Genomic DNA, 21,246 nt, shown 5'->3' with positions numbered 1-21,246 from the left:
CTGTGAATTTAGATTCTAAAAATCCGCAAAATCTAGCAAAATCGCAAGATTTTGTGCCAAATGTGGCGACTTCGCAGAATCTTACGCAAGATGAATACGCCAAAATGGAGGAATTTGTAAAAATGTCCTTTGATTTTGCGCGAAATAACGAAGCGCAGAATCTAAAAATAATGCTAGAAAATGGGCTAAATCCAAATCTCTCAAACCACAAAGGCGACACTTTGCTAATGCTTGCAAGCTATCATAATGCGTATGAATGCGCGAGGCTATTGCTAGATTTTGGTGCAAGTGTCGATAAGCCAAATGATAGGGGGCATACGCCACTTGCTGGCGTTTGCTTCAAAGGCTATGTAAAAATAGCAAAGCTACTTTTAGAATCTGGTGCAAGCCCAAATGGCACAGAAAATCCCAAATCAAAAAGCGCGATTTTAAGCCCTATCAATACGGCGATAATGTTTGGACGCAAAGAGATTTTAGCCCTTTTGCTTAGCTATAATCCTAAAAAACTCCCCTTATGGAAACGGCTTTTTGCCAAATGTATGCGGTTGTAATGATTTGTAGCGCAAAATCCACTTTTTACTTCGCGCCTTTTGCGCGGTTGCACTCACGGCATAGTATTTGACAATTTTCACTTGTCGTTTTCCCGCCCTTACTCCACGCGACTATATGGTCGGCTTCCATTTGCTCTATTTTTAGCACTTCGTTTTCGTGCGGACATTTTACGCCTTTTATTTTAGCATTTGAATTTGCGCACATTCCCCCCTGCCTTTCATAAACTTCGCGCTTTATATTTTCATCAAAGGCGCGTAGATTTAGGTGCTTTTCATCGCCACTTAACACATATTCATAAATTCCGCTTTTGCGCTGAATCTCGCTATCTTGCATTAACTCCGCGATTTTAGATTCTAGCTCTTTTGCGTCCAAAGGCTTATCTTTGTATTTATTATAGATTAACCCCCATTCTAGCCCTTTCATTTCTTTGCGATATTTGGGGAATTTCGCCTCCACCCAATCAATCACACCATTAAAATAAAACCACAGTTCATCAGCATTTTTGCTATCTTTGGCATTTTTTGCCATATATTGACATATCGCGCTATCATCGCGTTTATTTGCTATCCAAGCAATCGCAGTTTCCAAATATACTTGTTTCAAACTATCGCCATCTAAATATCGCCCAGCTTTTTGTTTGGCTAATGAATTGCGTTTGCTAAATCGCCTTTTTGCATCGCTTAGCCAAGCACTCACATACACGGCATTTCGCAACTCTTGCTCGGTAAGCGTCTCTCCCGCGATATTGATTATTTTAAACCACTCTAGCTTTTCGCTATCCTCCCCCTCGCACACATACACCATAAGCTCATATTCCAAAAACGCTTCTTTTTTATCCTGTGGCAAGTTATGAAAATATTGCAAATCTACGCTAAAACCCCCTTTGGCATAATCACAAATGCTAATTGTGCGTTGTTGTCCATCAAGCACTTCGTAAAATCCATCTTTTGAGGTTTTTTCTATTATCCCCCCTCCCTCTGCGGAGGGGGTGGGTAATTTCACCCAATAAATAGAATTTAGCGGAAATCCTTTAAAAATGGTGCGAATGACTTCATCGCGCTGCTTGTCTTTATAGACATATTCGCGTTGATATGCGGGGCGGATATTTAGCCTATTGTTGCCATTTTTATCGGCATAGCCTATGATTTCGCCACTTTCCTCATCTCTTTTGTGACCCTCAATCAAATCTTTGATTTTGATGTTTTGTAGTTGTATTTTCATTTTTTGTCCTTTGTTTTAGATTTTAGATTCTGTCATTGCGAGACTTGACGAAGTCAAGTCGTGGCAATCCACACTACAATATAGACAAAATAGATTGCCACGCGGATTTTGACAAATCCGCTCGCAATGACAAAATGTCTTTTTCTAAATAAAAACACCCACTCACTCACCCCTCCGCAAGGGAGGGGGGAACAAAAAGAATCAAAAAGAATAAAGAAAAAAAAATCAAAAAAAAAAAAAATACAAAATCTTTCAAAAATCGCTAATCAACAATCCATTCAAACGACACTTTAAGTAGCGTTTGTTTTTATTATCTCGCTAGATTTTAGCGTTATGCAAAATTCACGCGCTTATTTCGCACGGTTATAAAGTTTTAAACTGATTTTGGATTTGATTTTGATACAATTTTGCTTTTGCGTGCCTAATAACCAAAAATCACAAAATAAAAACAAAATATCAAAAAATAAGGAGCATAAATGGAGCGACTAGGTAGCCGAAGCGAAAAAATAGAAGCACACGGATTGCGTGAGGTATTTGCTAGCTTCCTCAAAAACGAAGCGATGGGCGGGATAGTGCTATTTTTTGCGGCACTTTTAGCGATGATAGTGGCAAACTCACCTTTAAGCGAGCATTATTTCAATTTTTGGCACATAAAGCTAGGAGTAGAAGCACAAGGACTTATCCACGCTTTTCCAAATGCAGAGTGGCTAGAATCCCTAAGCGCGCATTCGCTTGGGTTTAGCGCAGAAGATGGTAGTTTTTTTGTGGGATTTAGCATTCATCAGTGGATTAGCGATGTGCTTATGTCTATCTTTTTTCTTATGGTGGGGCTAGAAATCAAGCGCGAAGTAGTCGCAGGCGAGCTAGCTAGCTTTAAAAAGGCGATTTTCCCTGCATTGGCTGCGCTTGGAGGTATGATTGTGCCCGGGATTATTTATTTTTCGCTAAATGTTGGCACGCCTAGTGCGCACGGATTTGGGATTCCTATGGCGACTGATATTGCCTTTGCGCTAGGGGTGATAATGCTACTTAAAAGTCGCGTGCCTATGGCGTTGAAAGTATTTTTGGTTACGCTTGCGGTGGTTGATGATTTGGGGGCGATTGTGGTGATTGCGATTTTTTATGCAAATGGTTTGCATTTAGGCTGGCTATTTTTAGCGATTTTGCTACTATGCGTCCTCATCGGGCTAAATAAATTTGGTATAAAATCCCTAACCCCATATCTTTGCGTGGGACTTTTGCTGTGGTTTGCGGTGCATTATAGCGGGATTCACGCCACTATCGCAGCGGTGGCGGTGGCGTTTTGTATCCCTGTGCGTCCTAAGATTTCGTTTGCAGAATTTGCGCCATTAGTCAAAGATACTGCGGATAAATTTGACGAAGATAAGGACAATAAAGGCACACAAAAATTTCTAAGCGATTCTCAAATCGCAAGCCTAAGGGCAATCAAAGATAGCCTAAAATCTGTCCAAAGTCCTCTAGGACGGCTAGAGAGAGGGCTTCAGCCGTGGGCTGCGTTTGTGATAATGCCTCTTTTTGGGTTTGCAAATGCGGGGGTTAGCCTAAGCGGAGCGGATATGGATTTTAGCCATATTTTAAGCGTGGATAAGGTATTTTTAGGCGTGGTGCTAGGGCTACTTATTGGCAAGCCTTTAGGCATATTTGCCATCACTTTTGCAAGCGAAAAACTAGGCATAGCCGCTCGCCCTAGCGGAATCTCTTGGGCGCAGATTTTGGGTGCTGGTATGCTAGGCGGGATAGGTTTTACGATGTCTATGTTTGTTTCAGATTTGGCATTCAAAGGCACAGAGCATTTTGAAGTGGCGACAAATATTTCAAAAGTCGCTATTCTTAGTGGCTCGATTTTATCTGGGATTGTGGGGGCGGTTTTTTTGATTTTGGTATCAAAAGTAAAGAAAAATCCATAAAACAAGTGTAAAATAACGACTTTGTTTGTAGCGCGTAGTTGCGTTTAAGCAAACATACAAATAACATAAAGGATAAAAAATGGGTAGTAATTTTGGTGAGATTTTTCAGGCGTTGATTCCATTTATCGTGCTTTTTGCGGTGTTTTATTTTTTGCTGATTCGCCCGCAAAGGACGCAGGCAAAGCGACACAAAGAAATGATAGAATCCCTCAAAAAAGGCGATAAAATCGTATCCACAGGTGGCTTTGTCTGCGAAGTGATAAAAGTGGAGGATACATTTTTTACCGTGCGACTAAGCGATGATAGCACGGCTAGGCTTTCAAAAGATTTTGTTTCTTTCAAAGTCGATGAAACTCTGCAAAATGATTCTAGCAAAAACACAGCAAAAGCATAGTTTTAAGCACACATTATGAAAATCAACAATCCTAGACTTTTGGTTTTTATCGTTGCTATTGTGTTTGGCGTGGTGTTTTGTGTGCCTAGCTTTTTTGATACAAAGGGACCAAAGATTACGCTTGGGCTTGATTTGCAAGGGGGGCTAAATCTACTTTTGGGCGTAGATACAGATGAGGCTATCAAATCGCGCTATGCCTCTCTAGCCTCTGGCATAGAATATGAAGCTGGGCAAAAAGATATTTTGCTAAACTCCCTTCAAGCATTAGATTCTAGCGTGGAATTTGATTTAATCGATAGCGATGATGTAAGCGGGCTAAATGATATTTTAGGCTCGATGCGCGGGATAAAGGTGGATTCTAGCGATTTGCACTATACCATAGCGATGAGCCCTGAAGAGCAGCAAGAAGTGCGAAATCAAGCCTTAGAGCAAGCCATCGCCACGATTCGCAATCGTTTGAATGAATTTGGACTAGCCGAGCCAAGCGTAACGCGTCAAGGCAGGGATAATATTTTGGTAGAAATCCCCGGACAAGAAAATATCGCCCAAGAAGAGCGCGTGCGAAACCTCATCTCAAAGGCGTCATTTTTGCAACTAATGGCTGTTGATGAGGGTAGCAACTCACGCGTAGAATCTATGAGCGAAGTAGAGGCGCAAGGTTTGGGAGATGTGATTTTGGAATATGCAGAAAGCACCAAAGAAGCGCAATCTTATCAAAAAGTAAATCCAAATTCCCTACCAAAACTACTGCTAAAAGCCGTGCCGATTTTAGATGGCTCGATGATAAGCAATGCGCGCGTAGCCTATGATGAAAACAATCGCCCAGCCGTAGCGTTTGAGCTAAATTCTGCGGGGGCAAAGCGGTTTGCGGATTTTTCTGGTGCAAGTATCGGCAAACGAATGGCAATCGTGCTAGATAATAAAATCTACTCCGCCCCCACCATACAAGCGCGCATAAGCTCTAGCGGGCAAATCACAGGTAGCTTTACCCCTGAAGAAGCCACAGATTTGGCTATCACGCTTCGCTCTGGCGCTCTCCCTGCCCCGCTAGCCGTGCTAGAAAAACGGAGCGTGGGACCAAGTCTTGGTGCGGATTCGATTCGCTCATCTATGATTGCGCTTATAGGGGGGTTTGTGCTGGTGGTTGGATTTATGATAGTGTATTATAGTATGGCTGGCGTGATAGCTTCAGTCGCATTGATTGTAAATCTAGCGTTAATCATCGCTGTAATGGCGATTTTTGAAGCGACTTTGACTTTGCCCGGTATGGCTGGTATCGTGCTAACCGTGGGTGTCGCAGTCGATGCAAATATCATCATAAATGAGCGCATAAGAGAGGGGCTTCGCGCAGGTGAGGGCATAGCCCGAGCGATACAAATCGGCTATGTAAATGCCTCTAGGGCGATTTTTGACTCAAACATTACCTCACTTATCGCCTCCGTGCTACTCTATGCCTATGGCACGGGCGCGATAAAAGGCTTTGCAATTACCACAGGGATAGGGATTTTAGCCTCTATTATCACGGCGATTATCGGCACACAGGGCGTTTATCAAGCATTACTCCCGCGACTTAGCAAAAGTGCAAAAATGGGATTTTGGTTTGGGGTAAGCTATCCTACAAAAATGCAACCTCTCAAAGCAGAGATTGCAAAAACACAAGAAACGAAAACAAAAAACACGAAAACCCAAAATCTAGCGCGACATAATCACACAAAATAAAACATAGAAAATAAGCAAAAAGGCATAAAAATGGAAATGTTTAAAAAAATCAAAGTTTATGATTTTGTCAAATATTCAAACTACGGCATTATCGCAAGCACATTTTTGCTATTAGCGGCATTTGCCCTGCTGTTTTTCAAAGGCTTTAATGCAGGGATTGATTTTGCAGGGGGGAGCGCAGGACAGGTGCGCTATGAAAAAGTCGCGACCATAGAGCAGGTGCGCACCTTGCTTGAGGCAGATTCTCGCTTCAAGGGGGTTCGCGTTAGTGAGTTTGATTCTGCCCAAGAGATTTCTATCAAAATCCCGCATAATGACGCATTAGAGGGTGCAAATATCGCCCCGATTTTAGAGACTCTGCTAGCCCCTAGCAAAGAGAGTGGAGGGGAGTTTGAGATACGCAAGCTAGATTCTGTGGGAGCGCAAGTAGGAGATGAACTGCGCCAAAAAGGCATCATATCGTTGCTTATGGCATTTGTAGCGATGATGGTGTATGTGAGTTTTCGCTATGAGTGGAGATTTGCGCTTGCTGGGATACTAGCCCTTATCCACGATGTGATTTTGACTGCGGCAAGCGTGATTGTATTTGAGATTGATTTAAATTTAGAAGTGGTAGCCGCGCTTCTCACGCTCATTGGCTACTCTATAAATGACACTATCATTATCTTTGATAGAATCCGCGAAAAAATGCTAACAGACAAAACAAATGATATTAAGCTAGTCATCAATGAAGCCATTTCACACACGCTATCGCGCACGCTTTTGACTTCGCTCACGGTGTTTTTTGTGGTGCTGACTTTGTATCTTTTTGGTGGCGGGATTATTGTGGGATTTTCTTTGCCTATGCTTGTGGGGGTCATCGTTGGGACTTATAGCTCGATGTATGTCGCACCAAAACTAGCGATTTTGCTAGGGTTTAATATTGAGGATTATCATAAAAAAGAAATGATGAAAGCAAAAAGGGCGCAGGAGAGGGCTAGAATGCGGGCGCAATATGAAGGAGGACGCGTATAGCTTTTTTATGAAATTCGCCTTTGGGTAGTCATTGCATAGATTTTGCATTTTGCCACAAGGCAGGCACGCTTTAGACGCGCTAACCTTGTATCAAAATGCAAAAAACTACACAAGCAATACCACAAATGCTAGAATTTGGATTTTGTTTAAAAAATCGTAGCGTTTCTAAAATCTAAATTCTAGCATTTGGGGTATTTCACAAAAATGACTACCAAAAGGCGAATTTCCTAAATCCCATATAAACACAAAAAAGGAGCAACAATGGACTGGGGCAAAATCATTTTCATATTCTTCACCCTAAGCAGTGCCACTTCGACAGCTGGATTTTTATTTGCGCCCGATGTGGCGATACTCTTTGTAGCAGTCGCGCTAAACCTCATCGCCACCACGCTAAAAATCGGCGTTCGCAAGCGATTATCATCTGAGCTGTTTGCTAGCTCGATTGTGGCGGATTTTCATCTTTTGCCCGCTTTTGGCATACTCCAAGTCTTGCACAATGAAAAACTTGCCTATGTCTTTGTCATCGGCGCGATGATGGCAAATATCTTTTCGCTAATCCTGCTATTTATAGAAAGCGCGCAAAAGCAAGACAATGACTACTAGCAAAATCTACATAAGGCAACATAATGCAAGATTATAATCCCAAAATTATCGAAAAAAAATGGCAGGAGTTTTGGCAAAAAAATGCCTGCTTTGAGCCAATCCACACGCAATCTAGCACAGATTCTAATAACGCCCAACCTAAAGTTAATTTCACTCTACCCAAAAAATATATCCTCTCAATGCTCCCCTACCCAAGCGGGAGAATCCATATGGGGCATGTGCGAAACTACTGCATAGGGGACGCTCTGGCTCGCCACTATCGCAAAATGGGCTACAATGTGCTGCACCCTATGGGCTGGGATAGCTTTGGTATGCCTGCGGAAAACGCCGCTATCAAGCACAAAATCCACCCCAAAAAATGGACTTATGAAAATATCGATACGATGAGAGCCGAGCTAGAATCTTTGGGGCTTAGCTTTTCGCGTGAGCGTGAGTTTGCCACAAGCGACCCCATTTATACGCGCTTTGAGCAGGAATTTTTTATCCAAATGTGGCAAAAGGGGCTTATCTATCGCAAAGAAGCGTTTTTGAATTGGTGTCCTAATGATAAAACCGTGCTTGCAAATGAGCAAGTCATTGACGGCAAATGCTGGCGGTGCGATACGCCTGTGGTGCAAAAAGAAATGAGTCAATACTATATGAAAATCACGGCGTATGCGGAGGAATTGTTGCGCGATTTGGAGGGCTTAGAGGGGCATTGGGCAAATCAAGTCATTACAATGCAAAAAAATTGGATAGGCAAATCGCGCGGGTTGGAGTTTGATTTCGCGCTAGATAGTGCTTCATTAGCGCGATTAGGGCTAGAATCTAGTGCTCTAGATTCTAAAATTAGCGTCTTTACCACGCGTCCTGATACCATTTATGGCGTTACTTATTGCGCGCTTGCCCCCGAGCACGCCATAGTCAAGCGTGTACTAGAGCTAGGATTGCTTGATTCTAAGATTTGCGAGGCAATCAAAGCGATGCAAAACACAAGCGAGCGAGCGCGCGCAAGTGCGGAGAAAATCGGCTTTGACTTGGGATTAGAGCTACTCCACCCACTCACAGGGCAAAGACTGCCTTTATGGGTGGCAAACTATGTGCTAATCGAATATGGAAGCGGTGCGGTGATGGCTGTGCCCGCGCACGATGAGAGGGATTTTGAGTTTGCTAAAAAATATGCCCTGCCTATAAAACGCGTGGTGGCGCAAAGCAATGGCAAAGATTCAGAATTTAAAGCAGATTTTAGCGATAGCGCGGACAAAACAAGCGATATAACGCAAGCCTTTGTAAATGATGGGATTTTGCTAGATTCTGGCGAGTTTAGCGGGCTTAGTAGCGAGCAAGCACGCGCCAAAATCATCGCGCATTTTGAAGCGCAAAATCTAGGCAAGGGCGTAACCAACTATAAACTGCGCGATTGGGGCGTGTCGCGTCAGCGGTATTGGGGTGCGCCTATCCCTATGGTGCATTGCGAAAAATGCGGAATCGTGCCTGAAAAGATAGAAAATCTCCCCATAACCCTGCCCGATGATATTATAATCGATGGCGAGGGCAATCCGCTTGATAAGCACGATTTATGGAAGCATTGCACCTGCCCCAAATGCGGTGCAAAGGCGTTGAGAGAGAGCGATACGATGGATACTTTTGTGGAATCTAGCTGGTATTTTTTGCGCTACACCACGCCACGCGAGCTATGGGAAAAGTCCGCGTTTGATGAGAAATCGCTCAAATATTGGCTCAATGTCGATGAGTATATCGGCGGTATCGAGCACGCGATTTTGCACTTGCTGTATGCGCGATTTTTCACCAAAGTGTTGCGCGATTTGGGCTATGTGGAGATTGATGAGCCTTTTGCAAACTTACTCACGCAAGGTATGGTGCTAAAAGATGGCGCGAAAATGAGTAAATCTAAAGGCAATGTGGTCGACCCAAACGCGCTTATACAGCAATATGGCGCGGATAGTGCGAGGCTTTTTGTGCTATTTGCCGCACCGCCTGTGCGAGAGCTAGAGTGGAATGATAGCGCGGTGGAGGGCTCATATCGCTTTATCCGCAGGCTCTATGAGCGGGCAAAATACGCAAAAAAATGCAATGCGTTGCCAAACATTGATTCTACTAAGCTTAATGAAGCGCAAAAAAATGCGCGAAAAAAAGTCTATGAGGCGTTGCAAAAAAGCAACGCGCTCTTTGAAAAACGCGCAAATGGCTATGCCTTTAACACGGTCATCGCAGCGTGTATGGAAGCACTAAACGCCCTAAGCGTAGCAGAATCTAGCGCGCAATCTAGTGAGAAAAACAAAGCGAGCAAAGACGCACAAAGCGAGCAAAATGCGCAAAATAGCGATATTTGGCAAGATATTTGGCGAGATATTTGGACGGAGGGGTATTTTATTTTACTCAATATTTTAGAGCCGATTATCCCGCATATCGCGTGGGAGCTTAGCGAGGAACTCTTTAATCGCAAAAATTTCGCGCCCATTGCCATTGACAAAACGGCGTTGGAGGTTAGCCAAATCACTCTTGCAATCACCATAAATGGCAAAAAACGCGCAGAGATTACCATAAATGCAGAATCTAGCAAGGAAGAGATTTTGTCCCTTGCAAAGCAGGCTACGCAAAAATGGCTAGAAAATGCCACAATCAAAAAAGAAATCCTTGTGCCAAATAAGCTAGTAAATTTTGTAGTTGGCTAGAAAAATGGGTGTAAAATAGCGCAATCAAGCAAAAAAGTAAAATCTAAAAAGCAAAAAGAGTATCAAATGACTAGCAAATATTCACTATGTTTTTGTGTGTCTTTGGTTTGTGCGGTGTTTTTGCTAAGTGGCTGTGGCTATGTGCCTTCAAGCGTTTTTGCCCAAAAAGCATTGGGAAATAGCGTATTTGTCAAGCTCAATATCAATTTGCCAAACCCCGAAAATTCGGTGGATTTAAAAGATGAGTTTAACAAAGTCATAATCTCACGCTTCCAAAACAAAATCGCAAACGCAGATGATAGCGATAGCACCATCATCATAGACATAGACAAAATCACCGATACGCATATAGCCGTAAGTAGCGATGCTTTTGCGACTTATTACCGCGTGAGCGTATTTACCACCTACACTTATGATGACAAAAAAGGCAACAAACGGAGCGTAAAAAATAGCGGATATTTTGACTACAATATCTCGCTAGATAACCCTCTCACAACTTACAATAATCGATATTATGCGATAAATCAGGCGTTTTTGCAGACGATTGATGCGTTTGTAGCGATGATGGCGTATGAGGGGCAGATGAAATAGATTATGGAGGATTTGGATACTTTTTTGGCAAAAAAGGGGGCGGAATACGCGCCATTTGACACGCAAAGAGTGCATAGAATCTACGCGCTCTTACAGCCTCATTTAGAGAATCTATACAAGCAAAGTAGAGAATCCAAACAACAATCTAAGCAGGCAGATTTGCCACCAAATCAAGCTAAAAAAGCCCATAATTTTAGCCACCCAAAGGCTTGCTTGGCATTAGCCCACGCAAAAAAAGACAAGCCCTTTATTATCCACATTTTAGGGACAAATGGCAAGGGTAGCACGGGGCGATTTATCACGCTTGGGCTAGCGCAAAATGGCTATAAAGTCCTGCATTTTACCTCGCCACATTTATTTGATTTTAATGAGCGATTTTATATGGCAAATATGCAATCTTGCGCGGATTTTAAGGATTTTGAGAATTTTAAGGATTGTGGTGCAAAATCTAGCGCGAAGGCAACATTTGCAAAATCTAGCGCGCGAGATTCTAACCAACACAGAATCGCCACTCATAGCGAGCTAGAAAACGCGCATTTGTGGTTGCAGAGATTCCCTATCGTGCAAGAATCTAGCTATTTTGAATACGCGACATTTTTGGCATTGTATTTGGCAAAGGATTGTGATTTTTTTGTCTGTGAAGCGGGGCTTGGCGGGGAGTTTGATAGCACGAGTGTGCTAAGTGCGGATTTAAGCATTTTTACGCCTATTTCTTTTGACCATCAAGATATGCTTGGAAGCAGTATCAAAGCCATCGCTACCACAAAGCTAAAAGCGATGAGCAAGCGCGTAATATTAGCCCCGCAAGCCTACAAAGAAGTCAAAACCATCGCACAAAAAATCGCCACACAAAAAGGTGCAACGCTACTTTGCGTAAAAAATATTGCAGAACAAAATGCAAAAAATCATTTAGAAAACAATGTAGATTTTGCAAAAAGTTTTGCAAAAAATTTAGATTTTCCACCGCATTTTAGCCACTATGCTAAAAATCTAGCCCCATTTTTAAAACAAAATCTTTTTGTCGCATACAAGGCATTAGAATCTATCGGCATAAGCGTTGATTTTGGCACTTTAGGCAAGTTTGATTTGCCTTTTAGGGCGCAATATATCACGCCAAATATTTTAGTAGATGTCGGGCATAATGCCCATTGTGCGCACTCTATTTTACAAATTGTTAAACAAAAACGCGTTATTTTGGTGTATAATACATTCTTTGACAAAGATGCAAGAACGATTTTGGGGATATTAAAACCTGTCATTGATAGGCTTTTGATTTTGGAAGTGTGCCATAGTAGAATCCTCCCCAAAGATAAACTCATAGAGATTCTCCAAAGTCTTGGCATAAAATATGCGGATTTTGCAGAATCAGATTTTATAAAAAACATAGAAAAAATAAAGGAAAATCCAAATATGCTATGTGTCGTGTTTGGCTCATTTAGCGTGGTAAAAAAATTTATGGAGTTTTATAATGTTGCAAGATAAATTAGTGGTTTCTATTGTCGATGAAAAAGGCTCTAGGCAGTTTGCCCTGCCTCGCAATGTCAAAAAACTCATTTTGATAGCTTTGTGCGTGGTGGCGGTGCTGTTTTTGGTTAGCTTTTTAGCGATGAATTTACTTATGCACCAAATCAATAGTATCGCTAAACAAAAAGATTCTGCCATAGCCGAATATCACTCCATCTACCAAAAAAATGCCGTGCTAAAAAACCTCATACGCAAAAAAACCGATGAGCTAAGCGCGGTAAATTCTAAAATCGGCAAATTAGAAGATATTATGAGTTTGCAAAAATCTCATAGCGCAAAACCACAGCAAGTAGCACAAATCACAAAAGTAGATTTAGAAAATCTTAGCGATACGCAAAAACAACTTCTTTTAAGCCTTATCCCAAATGGCGACCCTATTAAAAATTTCCGCTCAAAAATCCCAACTACCAACAATAAATACCACCCACTAGGCGATATAGGCGGTGCAGAGGGGGGAATGGACTATATGGCTGAGAAAAAAACCCCCGTATATGCCACAGCTGATGGCGTAGTCGTGCTTGTGCAAGAGCACGGGGTAACGAGTTTTGGTAATGTGATTAGGCTTACGCATTCTTTTGGGTTTAGCTCTCTTTATGCGCATTTAGATTCTGTCGTAATCAAAAAGGGCGATTTTGTCCAAAAAGGACAACTAATCGGATATAGTGGCTCTAGCGGTAGAAGCAATGGCGACAAACTATACTATGAGATTAGCTTTTTAAGCAATCGCTTAAATCCTAGCGCGTATGCCGAATGGAGTATAGATAATTTTGAAGTCGTGTTTCACAAAAAAGACGGAATCGATTGGAAAAACTTAGTATGGGCTATGGAAGACATCGCTAAATTGCAAAAATTTCGCATAAGCTCCGCCACTCAAAAGATAGATTCTACGAAGCGCACTCATCAATAACTTTCCGCTACAAAATCCATAAACCCCGCAATAAAATACCAAAATCTAGCGACCAACAAAAAAAGATAAACAATGAATTTTGATGAACGACTTGTGCTAATGATAACGAGCAAGGACGGCTCAAAATTTATCAATGTCAGCATATTTTTCCGTCAATTATCCCTATATGTGCTACTCTTTTTTTTAAGTGGGGCGTTTTTTATCGCTATTTCTTTGGGGGTTTTTCGCGCTGAAGTTCGCAATATTGACGAAAAAACTTCACTCATAAAAGAGCGCAATGAAACAATGCTTTTAGGAAATGCAGCACTTTATGAAGAAATAAACCAACGAATGGAAGAAATCACCATAGCAAGCGACAAAGTAGGCAACCTAGAGGAGCAAATCGGCGTAAATAATGTGCCTAATGAAGAGCTTTTAGAGCGCATAAATGTCGCAAGTATCACAGGAGCGCAAAAAGCATTTTTTATGAAATTTATCCCAAATGGCAATCCTTTAGGTGGCAATTTTTTTGGACTTGCGGGGGCTTTTGGACCTAGATTTCACCCTTTGATTGGCGAGTGGAAGCAACACACAGGGCTAGATTTAGCCGCACCGATTGGGACTGCAGTATATGCTACGGCTGATGGCGTGGTAGATTTTGCAGATAGTGGATACAATGGCGGATATGGAAAATTAGTCAAAATTACCCATTCATTTGGGTTTAAAACATATTATGCACATTTAAGCTCTGTGCTGATTGAGGCAGGCACTTTTGTCAAAAAAGGACAACTCATCGCCAAAACAGGCAACACAGGTGTGAGCACAGGACCGCATTTGCATTATGAAGTCAGGTTTTTGGACAATCCCATACAGCCGATGAATTTCGTGCAGTGGGATATGAAAAACTTTGATTTTATCTTTACCAAAGAAAGGAGCATCGAATGGCAATCTTTACTAGCGACGATAAACAATCTAATGGAATAGCAGCCCAAAAAGCTGGCGCAGCTACCATCATAGCGCAAGGCACACGCATAAAAGGCAATATTACCACAGATTGCCATTTGCATATTGATGGCGAGTTTGAGGGCAAAATCGATTCTAAAAACACCGTGATGATAGGCAAAAGCGGACAAGTAGATGGCGAGATTTATGCAAACAAACTTGTCGTAAGTGGCAAACTAAAAGGGCTAACTGAGAGCGACACGGTAGAGATTTTATCTCAAGGGCGATTTGAAGGGGTGATAACCTCCACTGAATTAGTCATTGAGAAAAAAGGCGTGTTTATAGGAGAGAGCAAACTAAAAGGTATGCAAACAGCTACAAAAAATGCTACAAGCAAATCTGTATAAACACTTAAAAAACCCTTTCGCGTATAGAATCCTCCTTGTCGCTGATGAAAAAGAGGCAAGGCAGGCTTTTGAGCTAGCTAGATTTGCGCACGCAAACGCACAGCACAAATCTAGCCAAGACAAGCCAAACAACGCTTGCCAAAATCTAGCACACACTAGCGCGACAACCACCACAAAATCCACCTCCAAAAATCCTAATCCCACGCAAAATCCAACCCAAAATCCACTTCAAAACCCACTTCAAAATCAAACAAGCAAATCCCAAAATCTAACCCAAAATCCACTTGCACCCCCCACGCAAAATCTAAAATCCCAAAATCTTAAACAAGATTTTGCCACTATCTTGCCACCTGTGCCACTGCTTTTGCCTGAAGCTAGATTTGGCAAAAACGAGGATTTGCGCAGTTTTTATACGGAGTTTTTGCAGATTTTAGCGGTGTTGCGTGATTTTTATGAGAGGAAGGATACGCTACTTATTGCGCCGATTTATTCGCTACTTTATGCCCTGCCTGCACATAAATATTTGCAACACTTTGCCATAGAAGTCGGGCAACGCTATGATTTAGAAGAGCTAAAATCTAGGCTAGTTTGCTATGGCTATGAGGCGGTAGAAGTAATCGAAATGGAGGGGGAGGCTAGCTTTAGAGGCGATATTATTGATATTTATCCGCCTTTAGCGCGTCCTTATCGCATTAGTTTTTTTGATGATGAGTGCGAGGATATTCGCGTATTTGATTGTGCTACACAGCTAAGCGAAAAAGACACAAACCTAAAATCTATCAATATTCCTCCCGCACTTTTTGCGCTAGATTCTAGCGAGTTTAGCGCACTGCAAGAGAGCATAGATGAAGCAGTGGCAAACGATACGCCAAATGATTCTAGCGATAATTTTAGTAGTATTTTTAGTAAAGACATTTTATCTTGCGGACTTTGGTTTTTAGGCAAAGCGGGATTAGATTCTTTTATCCTGCCACAAAAATTTAGCTCCATTTTCACGCCAAATGCCCTAAATGAGCTAGCTGAAATATTGAGCGTGCGAAAAGATTTGGATAACTTTTGGCATAGCGCAAAATCTACTCTGCCCTGCCTAAAATATGCCAATGACTACACGGATATAGATTTTTATCCAGCCTCTTTAGCCCCCATCATCACGCATAATGCGCATAAAAAAATCACGCTTCTTTGCGATAGCGAGGCGATACTAAGCGCGCTAAATATCGATGAGCTAAAAAGCATAAATCAACATATAGAGATTTTACCTATAAATGCGACCGTGCATTGTGCCACGCCAAGTGAAATAATCCTAAGCCTAAATCCCGCCCAAACCCATACCAAGACCCGCAAAAAGCCCAAACTCCAACTAGATGAGCTAAATATCGGCGAATATGTCGTGCATAGCGAGTATGGCATAGGGATTTTTCGCGGAATCGTGCAAGATAGGATTTTAGGTGCGGTGCGAGATTTTATAGCGATTGATTATCAAGGCGAGGATAAATTATTTTTGCCTGTGGAAAATCTGCATTTGATAGAGCGATATATCGCCTCTAGTGGCTCACTTCCCATTGTCGATAGGCTGGGCAAAGGTAGCTTTGCCAAACTCAAGCAAAAAGCTAGAATCAAACTTTTTGAACTAGCAGATTCTATCATCAAACTAGCCGCTACGCGCAATCTTACCAAAGGCATAGCCATCGATACCAAAAACCCAGAATTAGCCCTTTTTAGACATTCAAGCGGTTTTACGCTAACCCTAGACCAAGAAAACGCCATAGATGAAATCTACAAAGATTTGGCAAGTGGCGTAGTGATGGATAGGCTTTTAAGCGGTGATGTGGGGTTTGGCAAGACAGAAGTAGCGATGAATGCGATTTTTGCCGTGCAAAAAAGTGGCTTTCAGTCCGCATTTATCGTGCCTACGACCTTGCTTGCTTCCCAGCATTTTGCCTCGCTAGATTCTAGGCTTAGTCCGCTTGGGATAAAAGTCGCTAGGCTTGATAGATTTTGCAGCACAAAGCAAAAGCGCGAGGTTTTAAGCGCGTGCAAAAATGGGCAAATCGATGTGCTTATCGGCACGCATAGCGCGTTTGGCGCGGAGTTTGAGAGGCTGGGGCTTGTGGTGATTGATGAAGAGCATAAATTTGGCGTAAAGCAAAAAGAGGGGCTAAAAAAAATCTGCAAAAACGCGCATATCCTAAGTATGTCAGCCACGCCAATCCCGCGCACGCTAAATATGGCACTCTCTAAAATCAAAGGACTATCCCGCTTAGAAATCCCCCCAAAAGAGCGCAAAGATTCGCGCACATTTATCAAAACCAAAAGCGATGCCCTGCTAAAAGAAATCATAAACCGCGAAATAAGACGCGGTGGGCAAGTCTTTTATGTGCATAACAATATCGCACAAATCCCATCTCTAAAATCCGAGCTAGAGGGGATTTTCCCGCATTTAGCCATAGCGGTTTTGCACTCACAAATCAGCGCAAATGACACAGAAGAAATAATGCGCGATTTTTTGCTAAAAAAATACCACATTTTGCTTTGCACCGCCATTGTCGAGTCAGGTATCCACCTCCCCAACGCAAACACAATCATAATCGATGGTGCGGATAGATTTGGGCTAGCGGATTTGCACCAGCTACGAGGACGAGTGGGGCGAGGGGACAAAGAGGGATTTTGCTATTTTTTGATAGAAGGCATAGAATCCATAACTAAAGAAGCCACAAAGCGACTTCTAGCCCTAGAACGCAACTCTTACTTAGGCAGTGGGGCAAGTATCGCTTACCACGATTTGGAGATTCGCGGTGGTGGGAATCTACTTGGAGAATCCCAAAGCGGACATATCAAAAATATCGGGCTTAGTCTCTATCTAAAAATGCTAGAAGAAGCCATAAACGCGCTAAGCGGAGGCAAAATCGATGAGGACGAGAAAAAAGGCGTGGAGCTGCGACTAAATGTCAGCGCGTATCTAAACCCCGAGCTAATCCCTAGCGATAGATTGCGACTAGAAATATATCGCAGGCTATCGCTATGCGAGGAAGTAGGCGAGGTGGCAGAGATTGAGCGTGAGATAGAGGATAGATTTGGCAGGCTAGATGAGATGAGTAGGGCTTTTTTGCAACTCATTGTGATAAAGATTTTGGCAAAAAATAAGGGCGTGGCAAAGATTTTGCACTATGAGCAAAATATCCAAGTGGAGTTTAGAGAATCTATAAAATCTAGTGATTCTACCAAATCTATGGATTCTAGCGCAGATTTATCGCAATCTAGTCGCAAGATTTCGCTAAAATCCCCAAGCAAAGATGATGATGATGTGCTAGAGAGTATTTTGGTATTTTTGCGCCAAGCGTAATCAACACGGCAAAACGCCACACGCAAAAAAACTACAAAATCTTTTGCAAAGGATTTTGTAGTTTTTTTGCAGGGGATTTTATTTTTTGCTTTTTTTGTAGTTTATTTTGCGTTGCTTATTTTTGCTTTTTTTATGTTTGCTTTGCGTAGTTTTTTATCGTGTGCGATACAAAGCGTTTTATTCAAAATCCACATTTTCTAACATTCCCAAAAAATTTTTTTGTGGCTTAAAACTTTTTTAATCTAAAATTATTTATAATACATTTACTTTTTTACTAGGATTTGATTTTGGATACGCATTGCCGCTTTGTAGGCATCGCTATGATAGGCACAACGCCACATAAAAAAGGACGACAAATGACAAACGCTACAAATACCATAAATACTACAAAAATCTTAAGGGGGGGGGGGCAACCACATAAAAAATATGCAAATCTAGCTAGATTTGCATATTTTTTTCAAATAACGCCACTTTTTGCAAATAGATTCTCTTTTGCAAGATTTACTTCAAAACCTACCTCAAATCCCACACAAAAAATAACCCCAAAAACAAATAACGCCAACACAAAACCTAGCACAACAAAATCTAGCAACTTCTCAAAATATATCTTACTTTTGCTATTCCCCGCGAGTTTTGCGCATTTTGCGTTTGCAGGACTTATCACAGAATGGCAACAACCAAATGTTAGCGGAAATCAACTACTAAATAGTCCATATCGCATACAGCTAACAGGCAATGCGCTATATTATAGACTCACAGGTTCTACCACTTGGGTTACTAAACCTAACAATGCTTCATATATAAGTGCCGTGTCAAATAATTGGGCAGAGTTTGTCGTAGTAGATAGCAATATGCAATCAATCACGCTAAAAAGACAAAATCGCCCAAATACTATCCAATACTTTACGGGCAAATTTGGTGGATTTAATTTTCGCTCAGGCACTACACAAAATTTTACCATAGAGCAAGATGGCGAGCTAAATGCGGGTTTTGCAGGCGGTGGTGGGCTATCTCAAGGCTTTGAAAGCGGAGCTTCTTTAATCGTCCAATCACCTGCAACGATAATAAATCTTACAAATAACGGTTGGATTAGGACGCATACGCTAATCTATGGCACAATAAACACACTAACAAATACAGGAAATATCAATGATTTACGAGTAGAGCAAGGTGGCAGAATCAATACTTTTACGATGAATGGCGGACTTATCAATCTACTAAGCATAAATAATGGTGGTAAAATCGATACTATAACAATGAATAATGGAGCGTATATCAACACTTTTAACATAAATAGTGGTGGGACACTAAACAAACTTAAAAAAAATGGCGGAACAATAGGTAGCATAAGCGTAAGTGGATATGTGGGGACTATCGCTAATGATGGCGGAGATATAACCACAATAAGCCTAAGTAGAGGTGGCAGGATAAATACATTAACATTAGGTAAAAATGGAAGTATAGGTAATATAGGTAATATCAATATAGATGTGGATTCTAGCCTTATCACTCTAAAAGTAGATGGAGGCACATTAGGCAACCTAAATCTAAATGGTGGTTCACTAGGACAAATATCAGGCGCAGGCACGATAAATAGCCTAAATCTAAATAATTTTTCTATCCGCCTAGCTAGCACGGCAGAAAATTGGAATAAAGACAACGACACTACCAAATACAACAACAAAGAGCACCTATATATAAGCGCGCAAGGACCCACCATAACCAACATAACAGGCAAAGTAACCGTAAGCCTAGCGCAAAATGGACAAAGAGATAAAGTCTATGCGTATAATTCTATCGTTACAAATGACAAGGGAGATAATAAGTTTAACGATACAAATGTAGTAGCCGCACCGGGGCTACACATACGGCACAATAGAAGCACAACAGAAAATGAAGACGAAAAAGATAAACCAGCCAAACAAGGATTTTCCCTATCTCCCGATGTCAGCACAAGCTATGGTGCTAGCATACTGCGCAGTATCACTTTGCAATATATGCGCCGCTACATAATGACACAAAATATATTGGATTCTATGACGACAAAGAGCTTTCGCGCGAGCTACAAGCTAGAGCAAGAAGCCGAATATAAAATCCTAAAAGATGATATGACTCGTCTAACAAGTCGTAGCTCCAAATACGCCAAGCAAAAAAAGCGCGACCAAAAGCAGCTAGACAAAGTGCGTGATAAACTAGCCAAAAACACCCTGCGACAAAGCAAGGGGATAAACCTACAAAAAGGCTATAACAACTACGAGCTAATCGACCAGCTTGATAAAATGTTTATATCCTATGAAAGCGAGCGAAACAAGCGAGCGTTTATCCTGCCTTATGGTGCACATAGCACCACGCTAGGAGCTAGCACCTCTAGCACGACAGAGTGGGCAGGAGGCGCAATCGTGGGAATCCAAAAAAACCTGCAAGGCAAAGGCGTGCTAGGTGGCTATCTAGGCTATGAATACGCAAACCTAGATACAAAACTCCCCACCACAAATATCACAATCCAAACAAACAGCCTCCAAGCAGGGATAAATCTATTTAAAACCTATTCTTTTAGCCAAAAGCCCGCCGAATACTACATAAAATCTAGCCTGCACGGAAGCATAGAATCACCAAATCTATCCTTTGTAGCACTTGGCTCTACGCAACAATTTAGACCACTTGCCTACTCCGCAGGGGTAGATATACGCGGTGGAATCACGGCATTTTTCCCAAAGAAAAACTCATACATATCCCCTGAAATCGGGCTAAGCTATGATATGCTAAGCCTAAATGGATTTGAGATAGAGCCTACAAATGAAATCTACAAGACGCATTTTTGGCATTTCCCTATGGTAAGTGCGAGCGTGAAATACTATAAAAGCTGGAAAAATAGCTTTAAGACAAGTGCGACAATCGGCGCGAAATATAATATTTTCCACAATCTAAACAAAGCTAGCTTCTCTTACGCGAGCAATCCCGACACACAAGTTATCGCCCTACCCCCGCTGTATGCAAATGTGGATTTGAGCGCGATATGGGTGATAAAGAAAAATAGCGAGCTAAGCCTAAACTACACGGGGGTATTTTTTGCAGGATTTAGCCCTAAGGCTAGCAATGGCGTAAGCACGGCATTTTCTCTACGCTTTTCGCATTGGTTTTAGATGGATTTTAGTTGGATTTGGGTAGCTTTTAGGTGGCTTTGAGTTGGCTTTAGGCGAATTTAGGTGGATTTGGTGGTTTTGAATTTGGGTAGATTTGGGTAGATTTAGATAGATTTTAGTTAGATTTGGTGGTTTTAGTTGGTTTTGGGTGAATTTGGTTGAATTTGGGTGGTTTTACTTTAGGTGGCAAAATTTTGTTTTGTGGTATTTTGCGTTGTTTTGCGGAGTTGTTTATTTGTGAGTTTTTGTGTAGTTTTTGCATAGTTTTTGAGATTTTGTGAAGTTTTGTGGTATTTTGCGGAGC

General features: G+C 41.7%; 15 protein-coding genes. 14 read left to right on the top strand and 1 reads right to left on the bottom strand.

Annotation, left to right across the window (positions count from 1 at the left end; all coding sequences use genetic code 11):
- Positions 1-104: 104 nt before the first annotated feature.
- Positions 105-551 carry an ankyrin repeat domain-containing protein gene (locus ACWIUO_RS00785; RefSeq protein ID WP_454176106.1) on the top strand — a complete coding sequence of 149 codons (447 nt, stop codon included), beginning with the start codon at positions 105-107 and terminating at the stop codon, positions 549-551.
- 25 nt (positions 552-576) lie between these two features.
- On the opposite strand, the gene ACWIUO_RS00780 is transcribed toward ACWIUO_RS00785, so the two are convergent.
- A complete protein-coding gene (locus ACWIUO_RS00780; RefSeq protein WP_454176045.1) occupies positions 577-1,773 on the bottom strand; it encodes an HNH endonuclease family protein in 1,197 nt (398 codons plus the stop codon).
- A 476-nt stretch (positions 1,774-2,249) separates the two neighbouring features.
- On the opposite strand from ACWIUO_RS00780, the gene nhaA reads away from it, so the two are divergent.
- From nhaA to ACWIUO_RS00715, 13 genes are all read left to right on the top strand, one after another.
- A complete protein-coding gene (nhaA, locus tag ACWIUO_RS00775; RefSeq protein ID WP_454176044.1) occupies positions 2,250-3,701 on the top strand; it encodes a Na+/H+ antiporter NhaA in 1,452 nt (483 codons plus the stop codon).
- Positions 3,702-3,780: 79 nt separating this feature from the next.
- A complete protein-coding gene (yajC, locus tag ACWIUO_RS00770; RefSeq protein ID WP_454176043.1) occupies positions 3,781-4,095 on the top strand; it encodes a preprotein translocase subunit YajC in 315 nt (104 codons plus the stop codon).
- A 15-nt stretch (positions 4,096-4,110) separates the two neighbouring features.
- A complete protein-coding gene (secD, locus tag ACWIUO_RS00765; protein WP_454176042.1) occupies positions 4,111-5,814 on the top strand; it encodes a protein translocase subunit SecD in 1,704 nt (567 codons plus the stop codon).
- Between the two features lie 30 nt (positions 5,815-5,844).
- Positions 5,845-6,828, top strand: a complete 984-nt coding sequence (gene secF / locus ACWIUO_RS00760) for a protein translocase subunit SecF (RefSeq protein ID WP_454176041.1) — start codon at positions 5,845-5,847, stop codon at positions 6,826-6,828.
- A 261-nt stretch (positions 6,829-7,089) separates the two neighbouring features.
- A complete protein-coding gene (locus ACWIUO_RS00755) occupies positions 7,090-7,431 on the top strand; it encodes a DUF6394 family protein (RefSeq protein ID WP_454173251.1) in 342 nt (113 codons plus the stop codon).
- Positions 7,432-7,454: 23 nt separating this feature from the next.
- The gene (gene leuS, locus ACWIUO_RS00750; RefSeq protein ID WP_454176040.1) at positions 7,455-10,106 is read left to right on the top strand and encodes a leucine--tRNA ligase; all 2,652 of its coding nucleotides are present in this window, start codon (positions 7,455-7,457) and stop codon (positions 10,104-10,106) included.
- 66 nt (positions 10,107-10,172) lie between these two features.
- Entirely contained in the window at positions 10,173-10,697 is a 525-nt protein-coding gene (gene lptE / locus ACWIUO_RS00745) for an LPS assembly lipoprotein LptE (RefSeq protein ID WP_454176039.1), read from the top strand.
- A gap of 3 nt (positions 10,698-10,700) precedes the next feature.
- Positions 10,701-12,179: a hypothetical protein gene (locus tag ACWIUO_RS00740; RefSeq protein WP_454176038.1), complete on the top strand. Its 1,479-nt coding sequence runs from the start codon at positions 10,701-10,703 to the stop codon at positions 12,177-12,179.
- Positions 12,166-13,128, top strand: coding sequence for a M23 family metallopeptidase (locus tag ACWIUO_RS00735; protein ID WP_454176037.1), 963 nt, complete (start codon positions 12,166-12,168; stop codon positions 13,126-13,128). Before ACWIUO_RS00740 ends, ACWIUO_RS00735 begins: the two co-directional genes overlap by 14 nt.
- Positions 13,129-13,200: 72 nt before the next feature.
- The gene (locus tag ACWIUO_RS00730) at positions 13,201-14,091 is read left to right on the top strand and encodes a M23 family metallopeptidase (protein WP_454176036.1); all 891 of its coding nucleotides are present in this window, start codon (positions 13,201-13,203) and stop codon (positions 14,089-14,091) included.
- The gene (locus ACWIUO_RS00725; RefSeq protein ID WP_454176035.1) at positions 14,049-14,456 is read left to right on the top strand and encodes a bactofilin family protein; all 408 of its coding nucleotides are present in this window, start codon (positions 14,049-14,051) and stop codon (positions 14,454-14,456) included. The genes ACWIUO_RS00730 and ACWIUO_RS00725 overlap by 43 nt, the downstream gene beginning before the upstream one ends.
- Entirely contained in the window at positions 14,434-17,799 is a 3,366-nt protein-coding gene (gene mfd, locus ACWIUO_RS00720) for a transcription-repair coupling factor (protein WP_454176034.1), read from the top strand. The genes ACWIUO_RS00725 and mfd overlap by 23 nt, the downstream gene beginning before the upstream one ends.
- A 287-nt stretch (positions 17,800-18,086) precedes the next feature.
- Complete coding sequence (locus ACWIUO_RS00715) at positions 18,087-20,942, top strand: hypothetical protein (RefSeq protein WP_454176033.1); 2,856 nt, start codon at positions 18,087-18,089, stop codon at positions 20,940-20,942.
- Positions 20,943-21,246: the final 304 nt, after the last annotated feature.

It is taken from the genome of Helicobacter sp. T3_23-1056 (assembly GCF_053654535.1).
Note: the sequence above shows the minus strand (reverse complement) of the source record. Positions and strands in the feature narration are given on the sequence as shown.